General features: G+C 69.8%; 24 protein-coding genes and 1 tRNA gene. 14 read left to right on the top strand and 11 right to left on the bottom strand.

The window, feature by feature from the left end:
- Nucleotides 1-19: 19 nt before the first annotated feature.
- The gene (locus TN53_RS23965) at nucleotides 20-667 is read left to right on the top strand and encodes a LytR C-terminal domain-containing protein (protein WP_234441687.1); all 648 of its coding nucleotides are present in this window, start codon (nucleotides 20-22) and stop codon (nucleotides 665-667) included.
- A 90-nt stretch (nucleotides 668-757) separates the two neighbouring features.
- Here the strand turns inward: TN53_RS23965 and upp are convergent, their stop codons facing one another.
- Nucleotides 758-1,393: a uracil phosphoribosyltransferase gene (gene upp / locus TN53_RS23960; RefSeq protein ID WP_046260721.1), complete on the bottom strand. Its 636-nt coding sequence runs from the start codon at nucleotides 1,391-1,393 to the stop codon at nucleotides 758-760.
- A 141-nt stretch (nucleotides 1,394-1,534) separates the two neighbouring features.
- On the opposite strand from upp, the gene TN53_RS23955 reads away from it, so the two are divergent.
- The 8 genes from TN53_RS23955 (at nucleotide 1,535) to TN53_RS23920 (ending at nucleotide 5,996) form a co-directional block, all read left to right on the top strand.
- Entirely contained in the window at nucleotides 1,535-1,717 is a 183-nt protein-coding gene (locus TN53_RS23955) for a hypothetical protein (protein WP_046260679.1), read from the top strand.
- A gap of 243 nt (nucleotides 1,718-1,960) precedes the next feature.
- Nucleotides 1,961-2,497 carry a hypothetical protein gene (locus TN53_RS23950; protein WP_046260678.1) on the top strand — a complete coding sequence of 179 codons (537 nt, stop codon included), beginning with the start codon at nucleotides 1,961-1,963 and terminating at the stop codon, nucleotides 2,495-2,497.
- Nucleotides 2,498-2,553: 56 nt separating this feature from the next.
- Complete coding sequence (tadA, locus tag TN53_RS23945; protein WP_046260677.1) at nucleotides 2,554-2,979, top strand: tRNA adenosine(34) deaminase TadA; 426 nt, start codon at nucleotides 2,554-2,556, stop codon at nucleotides 2,977-2,979.
- A 44-nt stretch (nucleotides 2,980-3,023) separates the two neighbouring features.
- Nucleotides 3,024-3,108, top strand: a tRNA-Ser gene (locus TN53_RS23940).
- A gap of 178 nt (nucleotides 3,109-3,286) precedes the next feature.
- The gene (locus TN53_RS47905; protein ID WP_046260676.1) at nucleotides 3,287-3,463 is read left to right on the top strand and encodes a hypothetical protein; all 177 of its coding nucleotides are present in this window, start codon (nucleotides 3,287-3,289) and stop codon (nucleotides 3,461-3,463) included.
- Nucleotides 3,464-3,489: 26 nt separating this feature from the next.
- On the top strand, nucleotides 3,490-3,783 hold the full coding sequence (locus TN53_RS23930) for a Dabb family protein (protein WP_046260675.1): 294 nt from the start codon (nucleotides 3,490-3,492) through the stop codon (nucleotides 3,781-3,783).
- Nucleotides 3,784-3,957: 174 nt separating this feature from the next.
- Nucleotides 3,958-4,806, top strand: a complete 849-nt coding sequence (locus tag TN53_RS23925) for an RNA polymerase sigma factor SigF (RefSeq protein WP_046260674.1) — start codon at nucleotides 3,958-3,960, stop codon at nucleotides 4,804-4,806.
- 302 nt (nucleotides 4,807-5,108) lie between these two features.
- On the top strand, nucleotides 5,109-5,996 hold the full coding sequence (locus TN53_RS23920; protein ID WP_046260673.1) for an RNA polymerase sigma factor SigF: 888 nt from the start codon (nucleotides 5,109-5,111) through the stop codon (nucleotides 5,994-5,996).
- Between the two features lie 37 nt (nucleotides 5,997-6,033).
- On the opposite strand, the gene TN53_RS49355 is transcribed toward TN53_RS23920, so the two are convergent.
- Nucleotides 6,034-6,555: a hypothetical protein gene (locus tag TN53_RS49355; RefSeq protein ID WP_159038187.1), complete on the bottom strand. Its 522-nt coding sequence runs from the start codon at nucleotides 6,553-6,555 to the stop codon at nucleotides 6,034-6,036.
- A 311-nt stretch (nucleotides 6,556-6,866) separates the two neighbouring features.
- Nucleotides 6,867-7,061, bottom strand: a complete 195-nt coding sequence (locus tag TN53_RS23910; protein ID WP_046260672.1) for a hypothetical protein — start codon at nucleotides 7,059-7,061, stop codon at nucleotides 6,867-6,869.
- Nucleotides 7,062-7,340: 279 nt separating this feature from the next.
- On the opposite strand from TN53_RS23910, the gene TN53_RS23905 reads away from it, so the two are divergent.
- The 5 genes from TN53_RS23905 (at nucleotide 7,341) to TN53_RS23885 (ending at nucleotide 14,881) form a co-directional block, all read left to right on the top strand.
- Complete coding sequence (locus TN53_RS23905; protein ID WP_046260671.1) at nucleotides 7,341-7,823, top strand: MarR family winged helix-turn-helix transcriptional regulator; 483 nt, start codon at nucleotides 7,341-7,343, stop codon at nucleotides 7,821-7,823.
- 13 nt (nucleotides 7,824-7,836) lie between these two features.
- Nucleotides 7,837-10,347, top strand: coding sequence for an MFS transporter (locus TN53_RS23900; protein WP_095046698.1), 2,511 nt, complete (start codon nucleotides 7,837-7,839; stop codon nucleotides 10,345-10,347).
- A gap of 171 nt (nucleotides 10,348-10,518) precedes the next feature.
- Nucleotides 10,519-11,340: a YceI family protein gene (locus TN53_RS23895; protein ID WP_046260669.1), complete on the top strand. Its 822-nt coding sequence runs from the start codon at nucleotides 10,519-10,521 to the stop codon at nucleotides 11,338-11,340.
- Nucleotides 11,341-11,410: 70 nt separating this feature from the next.
- Complete coding sequence (locus tag TN53_RS23890) at nucleotides 11,411-14,380, top strand: NACHT domain-containing protein (protein ID WP_159038186.1); 2,970 nt, start codon at nucleotides 11,411-11,413, stop codon at nucleotides 14,378-14,380.
- 27 nt (nucleotides 14,381-14,407) lie between these two features.
- Nucleotides 14,408-14,881 (top strand): PPOX class F420-dependent oxidoreductase, encoded by a 474-nt coding sequence (locus TN53_RS23885; protein WP_046260667.1) that lies wholly within the window; start codon nucleotides 14,408-14,410, stop codon nucleotides 14,879-14,881.
- 107 nt (nucleotides 14,882-14,988) lie between these two features.
- On the opposite strand, the gene TN53_RS23880 is transcribed toward TN53_RS23885, so the two are convergent.
- The 8 genes from TN53_RS23880 to TN53_RS23845 form a co-directional block, all read right to left on the bottom strand.
- Nucleotides 14,989-15,753, bottom strand: coding sequence for a TetR/AcrR family transcriptional regulator (locus tag TN53_RS23880; protein ID WP_046260666.1), 765 nt, complete (start codon nucleotides 15,751-15,753; stop codon nucleotides 14,989-14,991).
- Between the two features lie 59 nt (nucleotides 15,754-15,812).
- Nucleotides 15,813-17,324 carry an MFS transporter gene (locus tag TN53_RS23875; RefSeq protein WP_046260720.1) on the bottom strand — a complete coding sequence of 504 codons (1,512 nt, stop codon included), beginning with the start codon at nucleotides 17,322-17,324 and terminating at the stop codon, nucleotides 15,813-15,815.
- Nucleotides 17,325-17,429: 105 nt separating this feature from the next.
- Complete coding sequence (locus tag TN53_RS23870; protein WP_046260665.1) at nucleotides 17,430-19,574, bottom strand: ArnT family glycosyltransferase; 2,145 nt, start codon at nucleotides 19,572-19,574, stop codon at nucleotides 17,430-17,432.
- Nucleotides 19,571-21,049, bottom strand: a complete 1,479-nt coding sequence (locus TN53_RS23865; protein WP_046260664.1) for a bifunctional glycosyltransferase family 2/GtrA family protein — start codon at nucleotides 21,047-21,049, stop codon at nucleotides 19,571-19,573. Before TN53_RS23865 ends, TN53_RS23870 begins: the two co-directional genes overlap by 4 nt.
- A gap of 14 nt (nucleotides 21,050-21,063) precedes the next feature.
- The gene (locus TN53_RS23860; RefSeq protein ID WP_095046696.1) at nucleotides 21,064-22,665 is read right to left on the bottom strand and encodes a sensor histidine kinase; all 1,602 of its coding nucleotides are present in this window, start codon (nucleotides 22,663-22,665) and stop codon (nucleotides 21,064-21,066) included.
- Nucleotides 22,662-23,402: a response regulator transcription factor gene (locus TN53_RS23855; protein ID WP_019054929.1), complete on the bottom strand. Its 741-nt coding sequence runs from the start codon at nucleotides 23,400-23,402 to the stop codon at nucleotides 22,662-22,664. Before TN53_RS23855 ends, TN53_RS23860 begins: the two co-directional genes overlap by 4 nt.
- 124 nt (nucleotides 23,403-23,526) lie before the next feature.
- Nucleotides 23,527-23,940, bottom strand: a complete 414-nt coding sequence (locus TN53_RS23850) for an antibiotic biosynthesis monooxygenase family protein (protein ID WP_046260663.1) — start codon at nucleotides 23,938-23,940, stop codon at nucleotides 23,527-23,529.
- Between the two features lie 136 nt (nucleotides 23,941-24,076).
- Entirely contained in the window at nucleotides 24,077-24,949 is an 873-nt protein-coding gene (locus TN53_RS23845) for a DUF2797 domain-containing protein (RefSeq protein ID WP_046260662.1), read from the bottom strand.
- Between the last annotated feature and the right edge of the window lie 157 nt (nucleotides 24,950-25,106).

Here is a 25,106-nt window from a genome sequence, read left to right as displayed (position 1 = left end):
GGCGCACTACGCTGCGCCCATGAGCATGCTGACTCCCCCAGGCATGGGCGGCAAGTACCGGATCACGGGGGACAAGTACCCGCGCATGCGCCGTCCCCGGCGGCGGGGCAGGCTCGTGGTCGCCCTGGTCGCCTCGGTCACCGCGCTCGGTCTGGTCGGCTGGGGCACGCTCCAGCTCATCGACGTCTTCACCGGCGGTGGCGACAAGGCCTCGGCGGCCGGCCCCAAGGCGGACTGCGCGACGAAGGCATCCCCGTCGGCCTCGGCCTCCTCCTCCACCGCGGCTTATCCCAAGCCCGCCCAGATCACCGTCAACGTCTTCAACGCCACCCCCCGGGCGGGGCTCGCCAAGAAGACCGCGGACGAGCTGAAGAAGCGCGGCTTCAAGATCGGCGACGTGGGCAACGCGAGCGCGGAGTTCGACAAGAAGGTCAAGGGCACGGGGCTGTTGCTCGGCCCCACGTCCGCCGTGAGCACGTCATTGCCGGTCCTCGGCACACAGCTCGCGGGCACGGAGGCGCGCGCGGACACCCGCAAGGGCACCGACGTGGACCTGATCATCGGCACAGGCTTCAAGTCGCTGACGGCAAAGGCGACAGCGGACAAGGCACTGGCCAAGCTGGGTGCACCCCAGCCGACGTCCACTTCTTCGAACAAGGCCTGCTGAAGAAACCTGGGGGGCGCGGGAAACTGCGCGACCAGCCACAAACGGCCTTCGGTCGCGACGCATCCGCACCCCTACGGCGAAACGGCGTCCTTACTCAGCGGCGCCGTACAACCGGTCCCCAGCGTCTCCGAGGCCCGGCACGATGTACCCGTGCTCGTTGAGGTGGTCGTCGACCGCCGCCGTCACGACCGTCACCGGCGCACCCGCGAGCTCACGCTCCATGACCTCGACGCCCTCCGGCGCAGCCAGCAGCACCACGGCCGTCACATCGTCCGCACCCCGCTTGATCAGCTCCCGGATCGCCGCGACCAGCGTGCCGCCGGTGGCGAGCATGGGGTCGAGGACGTACACCTGACGCCCGGAGAGGTCCTCCGGCATGCGCGTGGCGTAGGTGGACGCCTGGAGCGTCTCCTCGTCGCGCACCATGCCCATGAAGCCCACCTCGGCGGTCGGCAGCAGGCGGACCATGCCGTCGAGCATGCCGAGGCCGGCGCGCAGGATCGGCACGACCAGGGGGCGCGGGTAGGAGAGCTTGACGCCGGTGGTGGTGGTGACCGGGGTCGTGATGTCGACCGCTTCGGTGCGCACGTCTCGCGTGGCCTCGTAGGCGAGCAGGGTGACCAGCTCGTCGGCCAGCCGACGGAAGGTCGCGGAGTCGGTGCGCTGGTCGCGCAGCGTGGTGAGCTTGTGAGCGACCAGAGGGTGGTCGACGACGTGGAGACGCATGTCCACAACATTAACCGGGCCCGTTGTCCCCGGCGTCCCGTGCGGCATCCCTGACTGGGGCAAACCCCGCTTCACCCGTCCGCTGGCATCAAACCCCCCGTCGGAGGGAAAGTGGGAGGGACGCAATGGGGTGGTGTACCGATGCCGAACCAGGAGTCACCACAGGAGTCACCACAGGAGACCGACGCCGAGCGCCGCAGGCGCCGCGCCCAGTTCCTGCGCGACCTCGCCGAGGCCCGTGAGCTGCGCGACCGCGTCCAGCCACGGCGCGCCAAGGCGGCCCGGCTGCGTCACGCGATGCGCATGCGCACCTTCCGCTGGTAGGCCAACCGGTAGGCCGACCCCCTCCCTTCGGGCTCCCGCGTACGTCCCGGGCGCCCGGGACGCGTACGATCCCGCTGGTGGACGATCAAAACGGGCGGACACAGGGTGCCGAAGACGTCCCCTGAACGCTCCGTTTCTGCCACGATTCCGAGTGGGTGGGGCTCGGAGCCAATGCCTCCCCGCCCATAGCCTCCGCCGGGGGGACCCCCAACCGGCACGCCTATGACCAGTGGGAGAGTCACGGTGTACTTCGCCGCACTGCTCGCGCGCACCGAAGACGGGTGGGAAGCGAGCGACAAAGAGCTCGACGACGTGGAGACCCTGTCGGATCTGGCCGACCTGGCCCGTGAAGCCTCACCCGAGGACGACACGGTGCTGGTGCTCATCGAGCAGGAGGACGCCTGGTTCGGCGTCGTCCGGATCGACGGCGAGGACGACCCTCGTATCTACGTCTCGGACGCCGCCGCCGCTGCCCGCAGCAGTTACGGCGAGATCCTTCTCACCGACGAACTGCTCGGAAGGGAGCCCGGGGACGACGACCCCGACCTGGACGCCCTCGATCTCGACGGCACCGAGGACGGTGAGGACGGGGACGAGGACGGGGACGACGCCGAGAGCGGCGGCTCCGCCGAGGCCGTGCCCCACGGTCCGGTCGGCGACCCCGGCGTCCTCGACGACCTGGGTGTCAGCGAGAAGGAGCTGAAGTCCCTGTCGACGGATGCGCTCACCGAGATCGCCGAGTCCCTGGGCGCCTCGGAGGTCCTGGAGACCGTCCGCTGACCGGGGAGACCACCGAGGGCCCCCCTGACCCGGTACGCGACCGCTGGCGAGCCGCGATGCGGCTCGCCCTGGACGAGGCCGGGCGGGCGGGCCCGGATGTGCCGGTGGGGGCCGTCGTCCTGGCCCCGGACGGCACGACCGTGCTCGGGACCGGGCACAACGAACGCGAGGCGGTCGGTGACCCGACCGCCCACGCGGAGATCCTGGCGATGCGCCGGGCGGCCGCGGAACTCGGAGGGTGGCGGCTGACCGGCTGCACGCTGGTCGTCACCCTGGAACCCTGCACGATGTGCGCGGGCGCGCTGGTGCAGTCCCGCGTGGACCGCGTCGTCTACGGCGCCCGTGACGACAAGGCCGGCGCGGCCGGCTCGCTCTGGGACGTCGTACGGGACCGGCGGCTCAACCACCGTCCCGAGGTGATCGAGGGGGTGCTCGCCGAGGAGTGCGCGCGGCTCCTCACGGACTTCTTCCGGACCCGGTAATACCGATTTCAGAGCAGGCCCCACCGTGTTGTAAGGTCTCTCTCGGTAGCGTGTCCGAGCGGCCGAAGGAGCTCGCCTCGAAAGCGAGTGTGGCGCAAGTCACCGAGGGTTCAAATCCCTCCGCTACCGCTTCAGAAGGGCCCCGTCGAGAGACGGGGCCCTTCGTGCGTGCCGGGGCCTGGGCTCCACGGGCTCGACAAAGGGCCCAGAACCGCAGGTCGTTGGTCCTTAAATGTGATGTGCGGAAGTTACACTCGCGGCCGGCACAGGAGTCCCAACAGGCACGACAGTCACGGGGGAGGCCGCGATGGCGGTGAATTCTAAAAAGGCCGCTGTCTACATACTCGTGGTCTTCATTCTGTACGTGATCATCACGGACCCGGCCAAGGCGGCGGACTACGTCCAGATAGGGTTCGAGGGCATATCGGATGCCGCCAAGGCCGTCGGTGACTTCTTCACCTGGCTCGCCGACGGGGCGCAGTAGCGGCTGATCGGAAGCTGGGAGCGCACATGATCCGCCACCTTGTCCTCTTCAAGCTCAACGAGGGCGTCGAGCGTGACGACCCGCGGGTCGTGAAGGGCGTCGAGGCCTTCCGCGCCCTCGACGGCAAGATCGAGGACATCCGCTTCTGGGAGCTGGGCTGGAACCTCAGCGACCGGCCCATCGCCTACGACTTCGCCATCAACTCGGGGTTCGAGGACGCGGACGCGCTGCGCCGGTACGTGGAGCACCCGGAGCACCAGGCGGGAGTGGCGCTCTGGAAGGAGTTCGCCACCTGGGTGATCGCGGACTACGCGTACTGAGCTCCCCCTCACCTCGCATGGCCCCTCGCCGGAACGGCGGGGGGCTTTCGTGCGTCTTGTGCCCCAACTCTTCCCTCAACACGGGGTTATGCGGTGCTTGCACACAGTGCACATGTCTTGTGATGCTATGACCGCTTTTGACGGATGAGTTGACCGATGTAGACCGATGAAGAGGTGGCGTTGACCGTGTCGGCCAGTACTGCGCCGCCCCAGGAAGAGGCGCCCGCCCAGACCCCGGCGCCCGCCGCCCCCCAGCGCAGCCGCGGCGCCGACACCCGGGCGCTCACCCAGGTGCTCTTCGCCCAGCTCAAGGAGGTCCAGCCGGGCACGCCGGAGCACAACCGGGTACGCGGGGCGCTCATCGAGGCCAACCTCCCGCTCGTGCGCTACGCGGCCGCCCGCTTCCGCTCCCGCAACGAGCCGATGGAGGACGTGATCCAGGTCGGCACGATCGGGCTCATCAACGCGATCGACCGCTTCGACCCGGACCGGGGCGTGCAGTTCCCGACGTTCGCGATGCCGACCGTCGTCGGCGAGATCAAGCGGTACTTCCGTGACAACGTGCGGACCGTCCACGTGCCCCGTCGGCTCCACGAGCTGTGGGTGCAGGTCAACGGTGCCACCGAGGACCTGACGACCGCCTTCGGGCGCACCCCGACCACCGCCGAGATCGCCGAGCGGCTGCGCATCGGCGAGGACGAGGTGCTGTCCTGCATCGAGGCCGGGCGCTCGTACCACGCGACCTCCCTGGAGGCCGCGCAGGAGGGCGACGGCCTTCCCGGACTGCTGGACCGGCTCGGCTACGAGGACCCGGCGCTGGACGGTGTGGAGCACCGCGACCTCGTACGGCATCTGCTGGTCCAACTGCCGGAACGCGAACAGCGAATCCTTCTGCTGCGCTACTACAGCAATCTCACCCAGTCGCAAATCAGCGCGGAACTCGGTGTCTCCCAGATGCATGTCTCGCGGCTACTCGCGCGTAGCTTCCAGCGGCTGCGATCCGCCAATCGGATCGATGCATAAGAGGCGCACGGGGGCGCGTTCCGGAACACCCCAGTTCGCAAGCAGGATCGAGGCGTAACCGGCACGAGCGAATCGCTCACCAGGTACGTTCCCGACACTTCTGCGCCGAAAAACCGTCAGACCCCCTTTATCCAGGGCGGATTCACGTCTCACGTGTCGACATGTCACTACAGCGTGTTGCCGACATGTGACATTCTTCCGGCAGAGCGTTTGCCGGGGCTTCGGCTCCGGTATTCAGGTGAAGGCTGACGTTCCTCGATGGAGCGTTCGCCGCGACCGTCCCGCGACCCAAAGGGGGTGGCATGTCCGCAGACCAGGGCAGCTCGAAGGTGCTCACGCTCATCAAGAGCGAGGCTGCGCCCGCGCTCGACGACAACCCGGCTGTCGAGGCCGCCGTAGAGGCTCCGGCCCTGCCGGTGACCTCGGGGGCCCTCGACACCCGCACCCTGTCCCGCTCCCTCTTCCTGCGGCTCGCCGCCCTCGACGAGAACAGCCCCGAGCGTGTGTACGTCCGGGACACCCTCATCGAGCTCAACCTCCCACTGGTGCGCTACGCGGCGGCCCGCTTCCGCTCGCGCAACGAGCCGATGGAGGACATCGTCCAGGTCGGCACCATCGGCCTGATCAAGGCGATCGACCGCTTCGACTGCGAACGCGGCGTGGAATTCCCGACGTTCGCGATGCCGACGGTCGTGGGCGAGATCAAGCGGTTCTTCCGCGACACGTCCTGGTCGGTGCGCGTCCCGCGCCGGCTGCAGGAGCTGCGCCTGGCCCTCACCAAGGCCAGCGACGAGCTCTCGCAGAAGCTGGACCGCTCCCCGACCGTCGCCGAACTCGCCGTGGTGCTGGGCGTGTCGGAGGAGGACGTCGTCGACGGCCTCGCGGTCGGCAACGCGTACACCGCCTCCTCGCTGGACTCCCCGGCCCCGGAGGACGACGGCGGCGAGGGCTCCCTGGCCGACCGGCTCGGCTACGAGGACACGGCCCTCGAAGGCGTCGAGTACCGCGAGTCCCTCAAGCCCCTGCTCGCCAAACTCCCGCCCCGCGAGCGCCAGATCATCATGCTGCGCTTCTTCGCCAACATGACCCAGTCGCAGATCGGCGAGGAGGTCGGCATCTCCCAGATGCACGTCTCCCGGTTGCTGACGCGGACGCTGGCGCAGCTGCGCGAGGGGCTGATCTCGGACTGACGGTCCAGGAGCGACGGAAGTTCCGCAGGGGCCTTCCTTACTGACGGAGTGTCAGCCACTCCCTCAGAGGGGGCACCCCCAGCGCGATGCTTCGGGCGACGACATGGACACATGGCCGTCGGGGCGCCGTGATCGGCGCGTCGGCGGCCGTCGTCTGTCTGGGCGCGGTCCTGGTCGGCTGCGGGAGCGGCGGCGGTGACGGATACGTCGCGGTCGGGGCGGCGGGCGGTACGAAGCCCACGGGTGCCGCCGAACCGACGGGCGGTGTGCGGGTCGTGCCGTTGGACGGGTCCGAGGGGTCCGACAGGTCCGACTCACCGGGGGCGGAGGGGAGTTCGGAGGCGGGTGCTCCGGGCCGGTCCTCGGTGTCGGGCACGCCGGGAAGTCCGGAGACGGGGGGCGTACCGGGGACCGCGGACGCTCCGAGCAGTCCCGCCTCTTCGGCCGGGGGCGCCAAGCCCGGTCGTACGCCTACGAGTTCACCGGCCGGCCCGAGCCCTACGGCATCGGCGGCCGCCCCCGCCGCCCTGACCGTGAGCGATCCGGAGCGCGAGGCCACCGATCAGCGCTGGTGCGAGAAGGTGACCCTGGTCCTCCGCAACTCCGGCGGCAGCGCGGTGCGTTCGGGGACCGTCACCTTCGTGGACGCACATCATCGGCGCGCTCGGGATCGACTGGGGGACCGTCGAGTCGGCCGTGGCGCTTCCGGCGCCGATCGGGGCGGGGGCGCGCAGGGAGAAGACCTGGACGGTGTGCGTCGACGCGATGGGGGTCCCCCCGCTCGAGCGAAGCCGAGAGTGGGGGAGGGTGCCGCGCGGGATGCACATCGAGACGCGGGACGTGTCCGTCCGGTGGAAGTAGCCCCGCCGGTCAGCTGAGCGCCAGCCAGGCCACCGCCGCGACGATCGCCACGGCGACGACGACGCCGATGATCAGACCGAGGCGCGGGCCGGAGGCGGCCGCGGCCTGCTGCGGGCCCTGCGGGGCCTCGTCGACGAAGGCGCGGAACATCTGGGTGTTGCCGGCGGGGTCGTGGTTGCCCTGGGGGCCCTGGGTGTTAGCCATGCACCGAGACACTAGCGAATCCGCGGGGGCTGCCCAAGCGCGGGGATCGCCGTAGGGGTGCGGGATGGTTGCCGAGTGACGGTTGTCCGTGGCTGGTCGCGCGGTTCCCCGCGCCCCTAGGTGGGTTCAGGCAGCCTTCCTTCCTTGACCGCCACCTGCCGATTTACTTCCGCAATACTTGCCTTTGCCAAGTTTTTATGTCGCACTCACGTCGTTTTATTTGCCTGTAGCAACCAACCGCTCCTATGGTTGCCCCAAGCAACGAATACAGGAGGTGTGATGGCCGCGCAGGCGCAGTACGAGGAGCTGATGCGTCAGTTCAGTGCCTTCGGAGCCGTGAAACGGGAGATGGGGCGGATCCTGCCGTCCGACTGTCCCGCCGGTTCCGCCGCCGTACTGACGCTGCTCGCCCGTCACGGGGACATGCGCATGAGCAAGCTCTCGGAGCTGCTCGCCGTGGACATGTCGGTGACCAGCCGGCATGCGGCGCATCTCGCCGAGCGGGGCTGGATCGACCGGTCCCCCGACCCGGCGGACAAGCGCTCCCGCATCCTGCACCTCACCCCCGTGGGTCTGGCCCAGCTCGAAAAGCTGTCGCGGCGGACCTCCGAGCTGCTCGCCGAGCGGCTGGGCGACTGGAGCGACGAAGAGGTGGCCCAGCTGACCGGCCTCATGGCCCGGCTCAGGGCCAGCTTCGACGACTGCCGTACCGCCGCCCCTCGCGTATTCGAAGAGACCACCCGTACACCCGCAAACACATAAGCAAAGGAAGCCCATGGCAACGACCACACCAGCCGGTGTGCGGGCTCACGCCAAGCACGGGGGAGGCACTGCGCACTCCGGGCACGAACCCATGACACACCGGCAGATCATGGAAGCCCTCTCCGGGCTGCTGCTCGGGATGTTCGTGGCGATCCTGTCGTCCACGATCGTCTCGAACGCCCTCCCGGAGATCATCGGCGACCTCGGCGGCGGCCAGTCCGCCTACACCTGGGTCGTCACCGCAGCCCTGCTGTCCATGACCGCGGCCACACCCCTGTGGGGCAAGCTGTCGGACCTGTACAGCAAGAAGGCGCTCGTCCAGATAGCGCTCGTCATCTATGTGCTGGGATCGGCGGCCGCGGGTCTGTCCCAGAACGCCGGCACGCTGATCGCCTTCCGTGTCGTCCAGGGCATCGGCGTCGGCGGTCTGTCCGCCCTCGCGCAGATCGTGATGGCCGCGATGATCTCCCCGCGTGAGCGCGGGCGTTACTCCGGCTACCTGGGCGCGACCTTCGCCGTCGCCACCGTCGGCGGTCCGCTGCTCGGCGGTGTCATCACCGACACGTCGTGGCTCGGCTGGCGCTGGTGCTTCTACGTCGGTGTGCCGTTCGCGGTCATCGCGCTGATCGTGCTCCAGAAGACCCTGCACCTGCCCGTCGTGAAGCGGGACGTCAAGGTCGACTGGTCCGGCGCGTTCTTCATCTCGGCGGCCGTCTCGTTGCTGCTGGTCTGGGTCACCTTCGCCGGTGACAAGTACGACTGGATCTCCTGGCAGACGTACGCGATGGTCGGCGGCTCGATCGCGCTCGGCCTGATCTTCGTGCTCGTCGAGTCGAGGGCCAGCGAGCCGATCATCCCGCTGCGGCTGTTCCGCAACCGCACCATCACCCTGTCGTCGATCGCCTCGATGTTCGTGGGCGTCGCGATGTTCTCCGGCACGGTCTTCTTCAGCCAGTACTTCCAGCTGGCCCGCGACAAGTCCCCCACGATGTCGGGCGTCATGACGATCCCGATGATCGCCGGTCTGTTCGTCTCCTCGACCGTCTCCGGGCAGCTCATCACCCGCACCGGCAAGTGGAAGGCCTGGCTGGTCAGCGGTGGCGTGCTCGTCACGGCCGGCCTCGGTCTGCTGGGCACCATCCGGTACGACACGGAGTACTGGAAGGCCGCGGTCTTCATGGCCCTGCTGGGTCTCGGCATCGGCATGATGATGCAGAACCTGGTCCTGTGCACCCAGAACCAGGTCGAGCCCTCCGACCTCGGCGCCGCCAGCTCCACGGTCACCTTCTTCCGGTCCCTCGGCGGTGCCATGGGCGTCTCGGCGCTCGGTGCCGTCATGGCCCACCGCATCACCGACTACGCCAAGGACGGCATCACCGACCTCGGCCCCAAGTACGCCTCCCTCGCCTCCGGTTCGAGCTCCACCGGCGAGATCCCGGACATGGACAAGCTGCCCGCCCCGCTGCGCACCGTCATGGAGAGCGCCTACGGCCACGGCATCGCGGACGTGTTCCTGATCGCGGCGGCCCTGGCGGCGGTCGCCTTCCTGATCACGCTGTTCATCAAGGAGGTTCCGTTGCGGACGAAGGGTGCGCTGGCACAGGAGGCCGCTCCTTCCGAGGAGACAGTGACCGAGGCTCCGGCCGCCTCCGAGGAGCGCGTCCCCAGCTGGGCCGCCACCTCCGAGACGCAGCCCGCCGCCGACGGCACGCACAAGCTCGCCGCGGTCGCCACCCTCGAAGCTCCCCCGGCCTCCTCCGGCGGCGGCATCCCGGTCCGCGGCCACGTCCGCGGCGCCGAGAGCGCACCCGTCCCGCAGGCCGCGGTCACGCTGATCTCGCTCGCGGGACGGCAGCTGGGCCGGTCGGTGACGCAGGCGGACGGTTCGTACGGTGTGGACGCGCCGAGTGTCGGGTCGTACGTCCTGATCGCCTCCGCCGACGGCTTCCAGCCGCAGGCGTCCACGGTCGTCGTCAACGGTGAGCCGGTGGCGTACGACATCCTGCTCAGCGGCACGAGCGGGCTGAGCGGTGTGGTGCGGGCCTCGGACAGCGCGCTGCCCGTCAAGGACGCCATGGTCATCGTGACCGACGTCCGCGGTGATCTGCTGGCCACCGGGACCACCGGTGAGCAGGGCGAGTTCGGCTTCGCCGAGCTGGTGCCGGGTGCGGTGACCGTCGCGGTGAACGCCGCCGGGTACCGGCCGCGCGCGCTGCCCGTCGAGGTCGGCGGCACGGGCGTCACCCGGATCGAGGTCGAGCTGGAGTCCGGAGCCCAGCTCCAGGGTGTCGTACGGGCTCCGCACGGACCGCTGGCCGACGCGCGGGTCACGCTCGTCGACGCGGCCGGCAATGTCGTGGGGACCGCGACGACCGGGTCGGACGGGGCATACGCCTTCACCGACCTGGACGGCGGCGACTACACGGTCATCGCCACGGGCTACCCGCCGGTGGCGACGGCCCTCACGGTGGGCGGTCGCGGAACCGACGGCCATGACATCGAACTCGCCCACCCCGGCGAGTAGGGCCCAGGTGAGCGGGGTCCGGTACGCGGTGAACACGCGTCCGGGCCCCGCGCCCCCGAGGCCGGGAGGACCCGGCATCGCAAACCCCGGCCCGTGGCGGGTGGGCGCGCGCTCCGAGCGGAGGGGCGCGCCCCGCCGCGGGCCGGTCGCATTCCTGAAGGAGCACGTGAGATGGGACTGACCGCGAGGATCCGTACGCGGGACGGATGGGCCGTGTCGCACGCGGTCGTCACGCTGACCGACATGACGGGCTCGCAGGTGCTGCGGGTCGAGGCCGACATCGAGGGCACGGTCCGGGATGTCAACCCGCTGCCGCCCGGGGCGTACACCGTCATCGTCACCGCCGTCGGATACGCGCCCGCCGCGGCCAGCGCGATCGTCACCGCGAGCGGCCGCGCCGAGGTCGGCACGGTGACGCTGGCGCGGCAGGGCGGGACCGAGCTGCCGCCGCCGGGGCAGTGGACGGTGGACCCGGCGCACTCCACGGTGGGCGCGGTGGCCCAGCATCTGGGGATCTCCAGTGTGCACGGGCGGTTCACCGAGTTCACCGCGTCGATCGAGGTCGCACCGGACGACGTCACCAAGTCCCGGGTGGAGGCGGTGATCCGGGCCGACTCCATCGACACGGGGAACGCGATGCGGGACGGGCATCTGAAGTCGGCGGACTTCCTTGACGTCGAGCGGTTTCCCGAGATCACGTACCGGTCTTCGGGGCTTTCCGTGGCGGGGTCGGACCGCTGGACCCTGCACGGTGAGCTGTCGCTGCACGGGGTCGTACGGCCCGTCGACCTCGACCTCGCCTATCTGGGGACGGGCTCCGATCCGTGGGGCGGTACTCGGGCGGCCTTCCGGGCCACGGCCCAGCTGCGGCGCGAGGACTTCGCCATGAACTACAACCAGGTGGTGCAGGCGGGGATCGCGGCGATCGGTACGACACTGAAAGTGGAACTGGACATCCAGGCGGTGCAAGGGGATTCGCTGCCACAGGCGTGAAGTGCCTTGACCCGATGCGTGGTTGATGAGCGCAACCGGGGCGCCCGGAGCCGCTGTCGTGGAAGAATACGTGGCCAATACGGTCGTGTGCGGGCTGGTACGGGTGGTGACTGTGGCCGGCGTAGACGGGGGACTCGCCGCGCGGGTCGGAGTGCTGGTGGGCCCACCTGGCTTGGTGGTGGCGCAGGCATGGTCGACGGTCAGCGCGCATCCTGTGGGGGCGGCTACTGCTTTCGCGGGCTACGCGGCGCTGGTGGAGATCGGTAGGTTCTGGGTCAAGGTCTACCGGCAGGTCGAGACACAGACCGTCGACCGCGTCGCCCAGACCATCGACAACCGGATCAAGGGGCTCCCTTCGGGGTCGGGCTTCGAGAAGCAGTACCGGCAGCTGGTCCTCCATCAGCACCGGCACGTCGATCTGAAGGACCAGCGTGTCCGCGGGGAGTCGGTACCCGATCTCGCCGACGTCTATGTCGACGTCACTCTCGACCCGCGGTCGGTGCACGCGGTCGCGCGTGAACCGCTGGCCTCGGCTCCCGTCCCGAGCACGACCGCCCGGCAGTCGATCTGGGACTTCCTGGCCACGCCCCAGGGCGCCGCGCTGGCGATCATCGGCGCCCCCGGAACGGGCAAGACCACGCTGCTGAAACACCTGGCGACCGAACTCGCCCAGCCGGTGCCCGGCCGGCCACGACGCAGAGATCTGCCGGTGATGCTGTTACTGCGCGACCGCGCGGCGGACATCGTCGCGCGGCCGAGAACCACGCTCCCGGAAGGGATCCGCGACTCCCTCCATTCCGACCTGCGCCGCAACGAGCCCGAGGGCTGGTTCGACCGGCAGCTGGCCGACGGGCGCTGCACCGTGCTCCTCGACGGCCTCGACGAGGTCGCCGACGACAGCGAACGGCAGGCCGTCGCGCGGTGGGTGGAGAGCCAGATCGAGGCGTACCCAGGCAACGACTTCGTGATCACCTCCCGCCCTCAGGGCTATCTCAGCGCGCAGCTCAACCGGCCATTGATCCTTCACGTCCGCCGGTTCACCGGAGAGCAGATCGCCGATTTCGTACGGAGCTGGTACGGGGCACTGCGTGGGAGCGAGTTCACGGCGGCGGCCCGGGCGAAGGACGCGGAGGACCTGCTGGCCCAGCTGCGGTCCAAGCCGATGCTGTACGAGCTGGCGACCAACCCGCTGCTGCTGACCATGATCGCCAACGTCCATCTGCATCTGGACCGGCTCCCCGACAGCCGGGCGGAGCTGTACCGGGAGATCTGCGACGTCCTGTTGTGGCGCAGGCATCAGACCAAGCACGCGTCGGGAGACGCGGCCCGCAGACTCGGCCGACAGCACGAGCGGGTGCTCGCCGAACTCGCCTTCCAGATGATGTTGCGCAAGGTCCGCGACGTCGGTCTCGGACAGGCCACCGAAATCCTCCAACGGGCCCTGCGGCAGGCCGGCGGATCGGTCACCTGCGAGGACTTCCTCGCGTCGATCACCGCGACGGGGCTGCTGATCGAACGGGAGCGCGGGGAGTACGCGTTCGCCCACCTGACGATCCAGGAGTATCTCGCCGCCGTCCACATCCAGCGGAACGCGTACACCACGAGGCTGACCCAGTACATCGAGGACGACTGGTGGCGCGAGACCAGCCTGCTGCACGCCGCCGACCCGGACAGCGACCCGTCCCCGATCATCGCCGCCTGTCTGGACTCGGGCACCCTCAACGCCCTCACCCTCGCCTTCGACATGGAGCAGACCGCCGCCAGAAGGCTGCCCGTCCCGATCCTGCGCCGCCTCGACGAGGTACGGACCGAGGCGCTCTCCGACCCGCCCTCCTCACCGAGGCGCCGGCTCATGACAGCGGCCACCCTGGCCCGGCAGCTCCAGGACACGGTCGGTTCGGAGAACGGCGCGGTGCTGTGCGCCAAGCCGCTCAGCCACGAGGCGTACCGGCTCTTCCTCGACGAACGCGGGGAGCAGCCCGGGCAGGCCGTGGTGTCCCGGGAGGACGGTACGGCCGTCGGCATCCCTCCGCACCACGTGATGGACCTGGTCTCCTGGATCAACGGGCTCAGACCGGACGGGCCCCAGTGGCGCCCGCTCAGCGCACACGAGACCCAGGAGGCCGCCTTCAGCCTCGTCTCCCATCGGGCGGCAGACACGGTGTGGTGCCTCGACCAGCAGCTCCAGCGGCTTCAGCGGCTTCGGCCTTGGCAGCCGGACTGGAGCCCGGATCCCTGGGTGCCGCGACTGGACCCGCCGGCCGAACCGTCCGGCACGGAGGGCCTCGATCTGCTGGCTTTCCGGTATCTGACGTGGCTGAAGAAGAACCTGACGGAGGAACGCATCCGGCACGGCTTCCTGTCGGCGGACCACGTCAGCGGTCTGATCGAGAACCTCAGGGCATATGAACGGGTGAGCCCCAACGTGCGCCGCGAGATGGAACGCGCCATCGACATAGGCGAGCGTCTTCTGCCGTCGCTGGCGCAGGACGGCGGCCAGGCCCGGCAGCCCATCGTTGCCTTCCGGGCCTGGCCGGTCGGACGCGGGCAAGACACCGACCGTCTCACCCTGGCGTTGACGGCCGCAGTCTCCGAGAGCCGCCGCAGACTCGGGGTCCCCGACGACGGGACCGGACTACGGCGGGCCTACGTTCGGCTGAGCACCCGGGCGATCCGCGATGCCGCAATGCGGCCGGTCTACCCCGGGGACATGTACGCCTCGCTCCCCCATGCCTGGGACCGCACGATCGTCGCCACGCCCGAACCGCCCGGACCGCACGATTTCCTGGTCGAAGAGACCCGGCTCATCCAGGAGCTGTGCCCGAACACCTCCGCGATCGCCTCCCTGGACAGCGAGCAACTGCTCTCCCTAGGGCTTGCCGCCCTCACCGTGGCCTCGGCGGCGGAGGAGGTGGGGTTCCTCGGCCTTCCGCATGCCGCTGCCGACTACCGCACAGTGGCCGCGGGGGCCGTCGTACTGCTTCAGCGGCTGGACGACGGCATCGAGCCGTCCGAGATGATCGTGCTGGCCCGCGCCTGAGCGCGAGGGTGCGCCTAGGGTGTCCTCATGGCACCGAACATCGCGACGAACACCGCCGTTTCCCTGGACGAGTTGCTGGAATTCGTACGACCTCGTCATCGCGCCCTGCTGCTGACCCGCCGCACCGACGGGAGCCCGCAGGCGTCACCGTTGACCTGCGGGGTCGACGACTCGGGGCGGATCGTGATGTCGACCTATCCCGAGCGGGCGAAGACGCGGAACGCCAAGCGGGACGAGCGGGTCAGTGTCGTCGTGCTGAGCGACGACTGGAACGGGCCGTGGGTACAGGTCGATGGCACGGCGGAGGTCATCGACTCGCCCGAGTCCGTCGAGCCGCTCGTGGAGTACTTCCGGAACATCTCGGGTGAGCACCCGGACTGGGACGAGTACCGGGAGGCGATGGTGAAGCAGGGGAAGTCGATCATTCGGGTCACGCCGGTGACGTGGGGACCGGTTGCCACCGGCGGTTTCCCGGCGCGGTTGGCTTCGCCGGGCGCCTGAGAGCTCGGGCGCGTGGGTTGTCTTGCGGCAGCGGGTGCGTTGGTGGCTGGTCGCGCCCACGCGGCGGTAGCCGCAGATCGATACAGCCCCGCGCCCCTGGGGTGGGTTCAGTTGCCCGTCCTTTTCACCATCGCCTCGATGCCCGCCACCAATAGGTCCAGGGCGAAGTCGAAGTCCCGTTCCCACATTTCCTCGACCGTGTCGCCGCCCCGGGCCGCCATGATGTCCTCGGACTGTTTGACGATCTCGGCGGCCTGTGGGGCCTGAGTCACCATGCTCATGGCGTGCCGGAAGTACTCGTCCGGGGTCATGCCGGCGTCGGTGGAGCGGGCGATGACATGGCCCTCGATCGTGCCGAAGCCGTACACGAACTGGAAGACGGCGGAGATGGCGGCGGCCAGGCCGTGGGCGGGCAGGCCGGTGCGGCGGATGACGTGGTGGATGACCTGGGCGAACGCCAGGTAGTTGGGGCCGATGTTGAGGAAGGTTCCGCTCAGTGGTGAGACCCAGGGGTGGCCGACCAGGAGGGCGCGGTAGCCGCGGGCCAGCGTGCGCAGTTGGTCGCGCCAGTCCTCGTCGGACTCCGGGTCGGGCAGGGTGAGTTCGCCGCAGACCGAGTCGAGGGCGAGTTCGAGGAGGTCGTCCTTGGTGTCGACGTACCAATAGACGGACATCGCGGTGACGTTGAGCTCGCTCGCGAGCCGCCGCATGGAGAACTTGGCCAGTCCTTCGGCGTCCAGGAGCCGGACGGTGACCGAGGTGATGCGCTCACGGTCGAGCCCGGAGGGGTGCCCGCCACCACGGGTGCCACGCCGAGCCTTGTCCTCCAGCCACACGCTGGTCCGCTCCGCACGATGGCCTGCCTTCACCATGGCGCACCTTCCTGGTCTTGCAATGGTGGATCAGCTTAGGCGCCCCCGCCCCCGAGCTCTTAGGCGACCTCTTCCCGCTCAGCCCGCCGCAGCAACGCCCCCGCGACCAACCCACCCAACAGCACGGCCACCGCCCCCACCAACAAACTGGTCTCCAGCCCCGAGGAATACGCGTCCGTGATACGCGCCTTCTCGGAATCCGACCCCGCCGCCGCCAACGCCGCCGGCAGCGAGGACGCCCCTACGGAAATCAGCGCGGCGAACCGGGAGTTCAACACCGCGCCCAGCACGGCCACCCCCAGCCCCTGTCCGAACTCCGCCACCGTCCCGTTGATCCCCGCCCCGATCCCCGCCTTCTCCGGCGGAATGGAGCTCATGATCGCGTGCGCCATGGCCGGGTTGGCGATCGCGGCGCCGGCCCCGATGAGCAGCAGGCCGAGCAGCGTCCCGGTGTAACCGCCGGAGGCGACCGTGGCGATGGAGACCAGGCCGCCCGACATCAGCACCATGCCCAGCCCGATCGCGGCCGGGTTCCCCAGCTTTGCCGCCCACTTCGCGGCCACCCCGGAGAAGTTGAGGGCCACGATCGTGAGGGCGAGCGGTGCCGTGCGCAGACCGGCCTCCAGGGGGCCGTAGCCGAGGACGAACTGCATGTGCTGGGTGAGCAGGAAGAGCGAGCCGCCCATGCCGAAGGTGATCAGCACCGCGCCCGCGATCGCCCCCGTGAAGCGGCGGTTCCTGAAGAAGTGCAGGTCGAGCATGGGGTACTCGATCCGGCTCTCCCAGTACGCGAACCCGGCCAGCACGGTGACCGCGACGACCGCCGAGGTCAGTACGCGGCCCGATGTCCAGCCGTGTTCGGGGCCGGAGATGATCGCGAACACCAGGGAGGCCATGCCGATGGTCGAGAGCAGGGCGCCGAGGAGGTCGGGGCGGTCGCCGCGCGGGTTTTTGGACTCGGGGACCAGGGTGATGGCGGCCACCAGGCCGATCGCCGCGACCGGAAGGTTGACCAGGAAGATCGCGCCCCACCAGAAGTGGTCCAGCATGAAGCCGCCGAGCAGCGGGCCGCAGGCGAAGCCGAGCGCGTTGACGGCCGCCCAGATGCCGATCGCCTTGGCGTGCTCCTCGGGCGCGAAGATCTGCATCACCACCGCGAGGGTCGTGGTCAGCAGCAGTGCGCCGCCGACGCCCATCCCGGCCCGCGCGGCGATCAACTGGCCCGTGCTGTCGGCCAGTCCGGCCGTCAGCGAGCCGGCGCCGAACAGGGTCAGCCCCGCGATCAGCATCTTCTTGCGGCCGTAGCGGTCGGCGGCGCTGCCCGCGGTGAGCAGGAGGCCGGACTGCACCAGGGAGTACGCGTTGATCATCCACTGGATGTCCGAGGTGGCCGCGCCCAGTTCCTCGGTGAGGGAGGGGATCGCCACGTTCAGGACGGTGTTGTCGAGGACGACGGTGAGCTGGGCGAGACAGATGACGCCGAGGATGAGCCAGCGCTGGGGGTGGCCCTGGGAGACGGTGACGGGTGCGGGAGTGGGTGCGGGAGTGGGAGTGGGAGTGGGAGCCGACATGTTGTACACCGTAGAACAACTCCTATACGGCGTACAAGAGAAATAAAAAGGGAGGGCGACGGCCCCGGTGCGGCCGTCGCCCTCCCTTCTCCTTCTGTCGCTACGTCAGCTGCTCGCCTTCTGGGTGAGGTCGTAGAAGGTGGACGAACCCACCGTCACCTTCTTGAAGTTGGCCTCGACCCAGCTCGTGATCTGCGAGGACGTGCCACTGCTACTGCTGCCGCCCATGCCGCCGCGGGAGCCGGACGAGATGAAGTAGTGGACCTTGCCGTCCGCCACGTACTCCTTGAACTGCGCCAGCGTCGGGGACGGGTCGGTGCCGTTGAAGCCGCCGATCGCCATGACAGCGTCGCCGGTGGAGAGTTGGTAGCTCGCCGCGTTCTGGGCGCCGATGGCCGCCGCGACCCAGGTGTAGTCGCCGGAGTCGGCTTCCAGGAGCTTCTTGGCCTCGTCGGAGACGGTCGCGCCGTTGAGGAGGCCGCCGGCACCGCCGCCGGCCATGCCGCCGCCTTCGCCGGTGGTGCCGCCCGGCATGCCGCCGTTCTGCCGGCCCTGGCCCTGCTGCTGGCTCTGGCCGGGCATGCCCCCGCCGGGGAAGCCGTTGCCGTTGCCGCCCTGCTGGTTCTGGGTGGTGCCGTTGCCGCCCTGCTGGTTCTGACCGCCGAAGCCGCCGCCACCGGGACCGCCGCCCCGGCCGCCGCCACCGCCGCCCATCATGCTGGCGCCGGCGGGACCGGCCGTCACGATGGAGCCGGTGTGGCCCTCCTGGAGCGTGCTGATGGTGTACGCGGTCGGGCCGGCCAGGGAGGCCACCAGGCCCACCGACGCCGCCGCGAGGGCGAGTTGCCGGTTGATGCGGCCCGCGAAGATCAGGCCGAGCGCGGAGGCCAGGCCGCCGATCAGGACCAGCCACTTGAGCCAGGGCAGGTAGTCGGAGGTGCGGTTGAGCAGGACGTAACCCCAGGCGGCGCTGGCCACGACCGCGGCCGCGAGGGTCAGGGACGCCCAGATCTTCTTGCGCTGCTCCCACAGCAGGGTCGAGCCCATGCCGATCACCGCGGCCAGGTAGGGCGCGAGGGCGACCGTGTAGTACTGGTGGAAGATGCCCGCCATGTAGCTGAAGACGACCATGGTGATGAGCAGCGAGCCGCCCCAGACGAGGAACGACCCTCGGGTGACGGACGTCCGCTTCAGCTTGCGTGTCGCCACCAGGCCCGCGACCAGCAGGATCAGGGCCGCCGGGAGCAGCCAGGAGATCTGGCCGCCGATCTCGGAGTTGAACATCCGGTCCCAGCCGGTCTCGCCCCACTGGCCGGTTCCGGTGTTGCCGCCACCGCCGCCGACACTGCCGGTCTCCTCGCCGTTCAGGCGGCCGAGGCCGTTGTAGCCGAAGGTCAGTTCAAGGAAGGAGTTGTTCTGGGAGCCGCCGATGTAGGGGCGGGAGGAGGCGGGCCACAGCTCGACGATCGCGACCCACCAGCCGCCGGAGACGACCAGGGCCGCGGTCGCCGCGGCCAGCTGGCCGAAGCGCTTCTTCACCGACACGGGTGCGCAGACCGCGTAGACGATCGCGAGCGGCGGGAGAATGAGGAAGGCCTGGAGGGTCTTGGCGAGGAACGCGAAGCCGATCGCGACACCGGCCCACAGCAGCCACTTGGTGCGGCCGTCCTCCAGGGCGCGGACCACGAAGTAGCAGGCCACGGCCATCAGCAGGGCCAGCATGGCGTCCGGGTTGTTGAACCGGAACATCAGCGCCGCGACGGGGGTGAGCGTCATCACGGCGCCCGCGATCAGGCCGGCCGCGGGGCTGAAGCGGCGGCGCACAGAGGCGTACACGACGGCGACCGTGCCGATGCCCATGAGGACCTCGGGCATCAGGATCGCGAAGGAGCTCAGCCCGAAGACCCGCACCGACAGGGCCATCGGCCACAGCGAGGCCGGGGGCTTGTCGACGGTGATGGCGTTGCCCGCGTCCAGCGAGCCGAAGAAGAACGCCTTCCAGGACTGGCTGCCGGCCTGGACGGCCGCGGAGTAGAAGGAGTTGGCGTAGCCGGAGGAGCTCAGGTTGTAGAAGTAGAGCGCCGCGGTGGCCAGGAGCAGGCCCCAGAAGGCCGGGCGTGCCCAGCGCGGGTCCTCGGGGCGGCCGCGCCACAGTCTCTTCACGAAGGGCTGCTTGGGCTCACCCGCCTGCGGGGCGGGCGGGGCCGCGGGAGCCGAGGGCTCTTGGACGGCCGTAGTGATGATGGTCATCGGGGGTCCCCCGGGGTGTTGTCGGAGGGGCGCACCGGCTGAAGCTGCATGGTGGCGTCCCGCCGGCTCTGGTCCGCGACTTCACCGGCGCGGAACTGGGTGTCGTACGAGAAGTGGTTGGCGCCTGTGCGCGTCGGCAGCGGCGGGTGGAGCGGCTGCTGTCGCGAGGCGGTGGAGAACGTCGGCGAGGACTGCGTGTGAGAGGACGGGGTGTGCGAGGCCACCACCGTCGACTCGTGGCGCTCGGGGAAGACCCAGGCGCGGAAGAGCAGGAAGCGCAGCACGGTCGCCGCGAGGTTGGCGGCGATGAGGACCGCCAGTTCGGTGGAGTGCGCGGGGTCGCTGCTGGCCGCGTTGAGGGCGGCGAGGGAACCGCTGGTCAACGCGAGACCGATGCCGAAGACGACCAGGCCCTGGGCCTGGTGCTTGACGGCGCCACCACCGCCGCGCACCCCGAAGGTCAGCCGGCGGTTGGCCGCCGTGTTGGCGACGGCCGAGACCAGCAGCGCGAGCGCGTTGGCGACCTGCGAGCCGCCGAACTGCCGGAAGACGCTGTAGAGGAGCAGGTAGAAGAGGGTCGAAAGACCGCCGACCACACAGAACCCGACGAGCTGGCGGGCCAGCCCCTTCGGTACGTCCTGGATCTCGCGGTCGCGCGGGTCGTCGCCGAACGGCCGGGCGATCCGGTCCAGTGGCAGCGAGCCGGAGGCCAGGGCCTTGCCCACGCGCCACACCCCCTTGAGGTCCTCGGTCGCCGTCTTGACGATGTGGACGGTGGAGTCGGGATCGTCGACCCAGTCGACGGGCACTTCGTGGATACGCAGTCCCGCGCGCTCGGCGATGACGAGCATCTCGGTGTCGAAGAACCAGCCGGTGTCCTCGACCATCGGCAGCAACTGCTGGGCGACGTCACGCCGGATGGCCTTGAACCCGCACTGCGCGTCGGAGAAGCGGGCCTGGAGCGAGCCGCGCAGGATCAGGTTGTACGAGCGGCTGATGAACTCCCGCTTGGGACCGCGCACCACCCGCGAGGAGCGGGCGAGCCTCGATCCGATCGCCAGGTCGGAGTGGCCCGAGATCAGCGGGGCCACCAGCGGGAGCAGGGCGTTGAGGTCGGTGGACAGGTCCACGTCCATGTAGGCGAGGATCGGGGCGTCCGAGGCGGACCACACGGTGCGCAGGGCGCGACCGCGGCCCTTCTGCTCCAGGCGGAAGTTGCTGACCTCGGCGATCTCCGCCTCCAGCCGCGACGCCACCTGTGGGGTGGTGTCCGTCGACGCGTTGTCCGCGATCGTGATGCGGAACGCGTACGGGAAGGTGCGCTTGAGGTGCTCGTGCAGTCTCAGCACACACGGCTGGAGGTCCTTCTCCTCGTTGTAGACGGGGATCACTACGTCCAGGACAGGCGCACCGGCGTCTCCGGCCGGGAGGTGCTCCCGCGCCGGCAGAGTGCCGGGAGAAGAGTCGGTTCGCATGACAACGACTCTGGTCAGATGCCCTGTTGCACCCATGTGCTGGCACTGTGCTGTACCTGTGAGTGCGATTGCCAATTCGTTTCGGGCGCCGGGCGGGGGGTCGCCGGGGCGAGCGCGGGCAGGTGCACGGTGAACACGGTCCGCCCCGGAACACTGTCCACGGTCACGGCACCGCCGTGCGCCGTCACCACGGCCTGCACGATGGCGAGGCCGAGTCCGGTGGACCCGGAGGCACGCGAGCGGGAGGAGTCGCCTCTCGCGAACCGCTCGAAGACGTGCGGCAGCAGATCGGGCGGGATGCCCTGGCCGTTGTCCTCGACGTCCACGCACATCCACGGTCCGCGCCGCTGGATACGGGCGGTGATGGTGGTACCGGGCTCCGTGTGCTTGCGGGCGTTGCCGAGCAGGTTGATGAGCACCTGCTGGAGGCGTGCGGCGTCGCCGGAGACCAGGGCGGGTTCATCGGGCAGGTCGAGGCGCCAGCTGTGGTCCATGCCGGCCGCGCGGGTGTCGCTGATGGTGTCCACGACGAGCGGGATGAGATCGGTCTGCTCGAACTGGAGGGGCCGGCCGGCGTCGAGCCGCGCGAGGAGGAGGAGATCCTCGACCAGCAACGTCATCCGGCCCGCCTCGGACTCGATCCGTCCGAGCGCGTGCCGGGTGTCGGGGCCGATCTGCTCTCTGCCGCGTCTGGTCAGCTCGGCGTAGCCGCGGATGGAGGAGAGGGGGGTTCTGAGCTCGTGACTGGCGTCGGCGACGAACTGCCGTACGCGCATCTCGCTCTGCTGGCGGGAGTGCAGGGCGGCGTGGACGTGGTCCAACATCCGGTTCAGCGCGGCGCCCACCTTGCCGACCTCGGTGCTCGGGTCGCACTCCGACTCCGGGACACGCTCGCTGAGGTTCACCTCGCCGGTGTGGAGAGGGAGTTCGGAGACCCGGGTCGCTGTCGCGGCGACTCGGCGGAGGGGGCGGGTGGCTATCCCGACGATCACGGTGCCGGCGATGGCGGCGGCGATGAGGCCGGCGGCGGTGACGCTGGCTTCTACGGCTATGAGGGTGTTGAGGGTGTTGTTGACTTCCTTGGTGGGCAACCCGACGTAGTAGTCGCCCTTGTCGCCGGTGGTGTACTTGACGAGGTACTCACCGAGGCCGGGAAGGTCCACGGTGTGCAGCTTCTCGTCCTGGGTGACCTCGTTGAGCGCCTCCATCGCCTCGTCGCTCAGGTCCACCGGGGTCCGGCTGTAGCCGTCGTCATCCCCCACCTTGGCGTCGGTGATGACGCCCTTCTGGACCGTGGCGGCGATACTGCTCTGCTGCGGCCCCTTGGTGACCAGGTCGGTCAGGCTGCTCGGGGTGTCCCCGGGACCGTTGATACCAGCGCCCTTGGTCTGCTGGCCGGGCGGAGCACCCACACCGGAGGCCCGCGCCGCGGTCTCTCCGACCTTGGTGCCCAGCTGCTCGTACAGATGCGACCGCAGCGCAAGCGTCGTCACCGTGCCGATCACCGCACACACCACCGCGATCAACACCACGGACGCGACGACGAGCCGCGCCCGCAGGGTACGCGGCTTGCCCAGTCGCTTCTTCTGCGTACGCGGCCGTCGTCGTCCGCTCATGACGCGGCGGGCTTGATCAGGTAACCGGCACCACGCCGAGTGTGGATCATGGGCTCACGACCGGCGTCGATCTTGCGGCGGAGGTAGGAGATGTAGAGCTCGACCACGTTGGCCTGGCCGCCGAAGTCGTAGGACCACACACGGTCGAGGATCTGCGCCTTGCTGAGCACGCGCCGCGGATTGCGCATCAGGAAGCGCAGCAGCTCGAACTCGGTGGCGGTGAGGTGGATGCCCTCCCCGGCCCGCGACACCTCGTGACTGTCCTCGTCGAGGGTGAGGTCCCCGACGACCAGCACGGAGTCCGAGCGCCGGTCTGCGGCACCGGAGCGGCGGATCAGCCCGCGCAGCCGGGCCACGACCTCTTCGAGGCTGAAGGGCTTGGTGACGTAGTCGTCGCCACCGGCGGTGAGCCCGGCGATCCGGTCCTCGACGGCGTCCTTCGCGGTGAGGAACAGGACAGGAACGTCCGGCAGCTCACGGCGCATGCGCCCCAGGACGGTCAGGCCGTCCATGTCGGGCAGCATCATGTCGAGAACGACGGCGTCGGGCCGGAACTCCCGAGCGGTCTGGATGGCACCCGTGCCATCTCCCGCACTCCGGATCTGCCATCCCTCATAGCGCAGGGCCATGGACAGCAGCTCGGTGATCGACAGCTCGTCGTCCACCACAAGCACTCGGACGGGGCTCCCGTCCGGCCTCAGCAGTTCGGTGCGCCCCTGGGGCGAGGTCGTGGTCATGTGGCCACACTGTCGGGATCCTCTGAGAACACGCTTTCTGGAACCTGTGATTTTCCTGAGAAACGCACAGGGACCTCTCAGCGAACGCCTTGGAGGCTCCTTGCCTTCTCAGCGACCGGACCACTCACCGATCGGCCCGCTGGAAGCCGTGACTGTGCTCGACCCGGGCGATGTGCAGTGAGTACCGCTCGTACCAGTGCGCCCGCCCGTGCTCCTTGGCCTTCCGGTGCTCCGCGTTCTGACGCCACCGCTCGATGCCGGCCAGGTCCCGGAAGTAGGCGATGGTGATCGACAGTCCGCCCGGTGTGCGGGCCGAGTCCTCGCCGAGGAAGCCGGGGATCTCCTGGACCAGCTCACCCATGCGCTCCGCGGTGGCGTTGTACCCGGTGTCCTCCTCGGTGCGCAGGGAGGTGAAGACGACGGCGTAGTACGGAGGTTCGTGGGCGACGACGGGAAAGACGGAGGTGACGGCCTCGCCGGCCTCGACGGGTGCGGCAGGTACGTCAGGTACGACAGGCGCAATGCGGTGATCGCTCATGTCATCCACGGTCGGTCCCGGCTGGGCGGCGCGTCCAGGCACCTTGCCCAAAGGGATCCGGGAGGGATCCGAGTCTTTACCATCCGCCTCCATCGGGTCGCCCGAACTGCCAGCTCTGTCAGCTCTGTCAGCTCTGTCAGAACAATCCGTCCTGCACCCCTGTCTCCCTCCTGAACTCCCGCACCGGCACCGAGAGTTCCTCGGTGTCGACGGGGATCAGCCCCCACCCCGTCATCAACCGCGTGTCCAGCACGACCACCCCGCCCCGGGTCTCCAGATGCAGATCGGGTCCGGCGGCCGCGACGAGCCGCCCGCCCGCCGCACCCCCGGCGACGAGTTCGGCGACCACACCGGAGGGGGCGGGCAGGTCCGCCAGCCCGAACACCCGCACATGGTCGACGGGTTGGCAGGGCTCGGCCCGCAGCGACTCCGGCCACCCGCCCAGCCCCACGGCCCGCGCATGCAACTCGCTGATCTCGGCGGCTCGTTCGGCCTCGGTGCCCGGCAACCCGGACCGCACCGCCCGCTTGTCGGCGTAGGGAATGCGGTCAGGCACCCGCAGGGCGGCCCGCAGCAGCTCCTCCGTCCGCCGGGCCGCCATGAGCGGGCCGACGCCGAGCCAGGTGAAACAGACGGCGCCCTGTTCGAGCAGCCGCGCGGAGCCCCGTTCTTCGGCGGTGATCCCGACCTTGGTCATGCCGGGTCCGAACCAGGCCAGATAGACGTGGTACGGCCGTGGATCGTCCGCGATGGTGTCGGCGGCGACGGAGTGTGCCCGGTCCAGCCGCGCACACTCCTCGCACCGCGCCCCCGTACTCCGCCCCGACACGGCCGCCCGCACCGGACACGCATGCCCCCGCGCTCCCACGCATGTCCGCCCACCGCCGTCCGCGACCCCGAAGGCCACCCGTTTCCCCCAGGTCAGCGCACTGCGCCGCCCGCCTTCCCACGTCAGCACGGGACCGTCCGCCGCCCACCGCAGCCCCGAGCACTTCCATGCCTGTGCCATCGCTGACGAGCGTAGAGGCCGGCACTGACAACAGTCGGTGAGCAGCGGAAACAGAGATCAGCCCCCGCCCCCCCCCCCCGGGGGCTCCGGCCCCCCCGCCCCCACGCCCGACCCCCCCCCCGGCCGGGGCACCGACCCCACCGCCGTACTCCTGACC

The organism is Streptomyces sp. WM6386, assembly GCF_000972385.1.
Lineage (GTDB): Bacteria > Actinomycetota > Actinomycetes > Streptomycetales > Streptomycetaceae > Streptomyces.
Note: the sequence above shows the minus strand (reverse complement) of the source record. Positions and strands in the feature narration are given on the sequence as shown.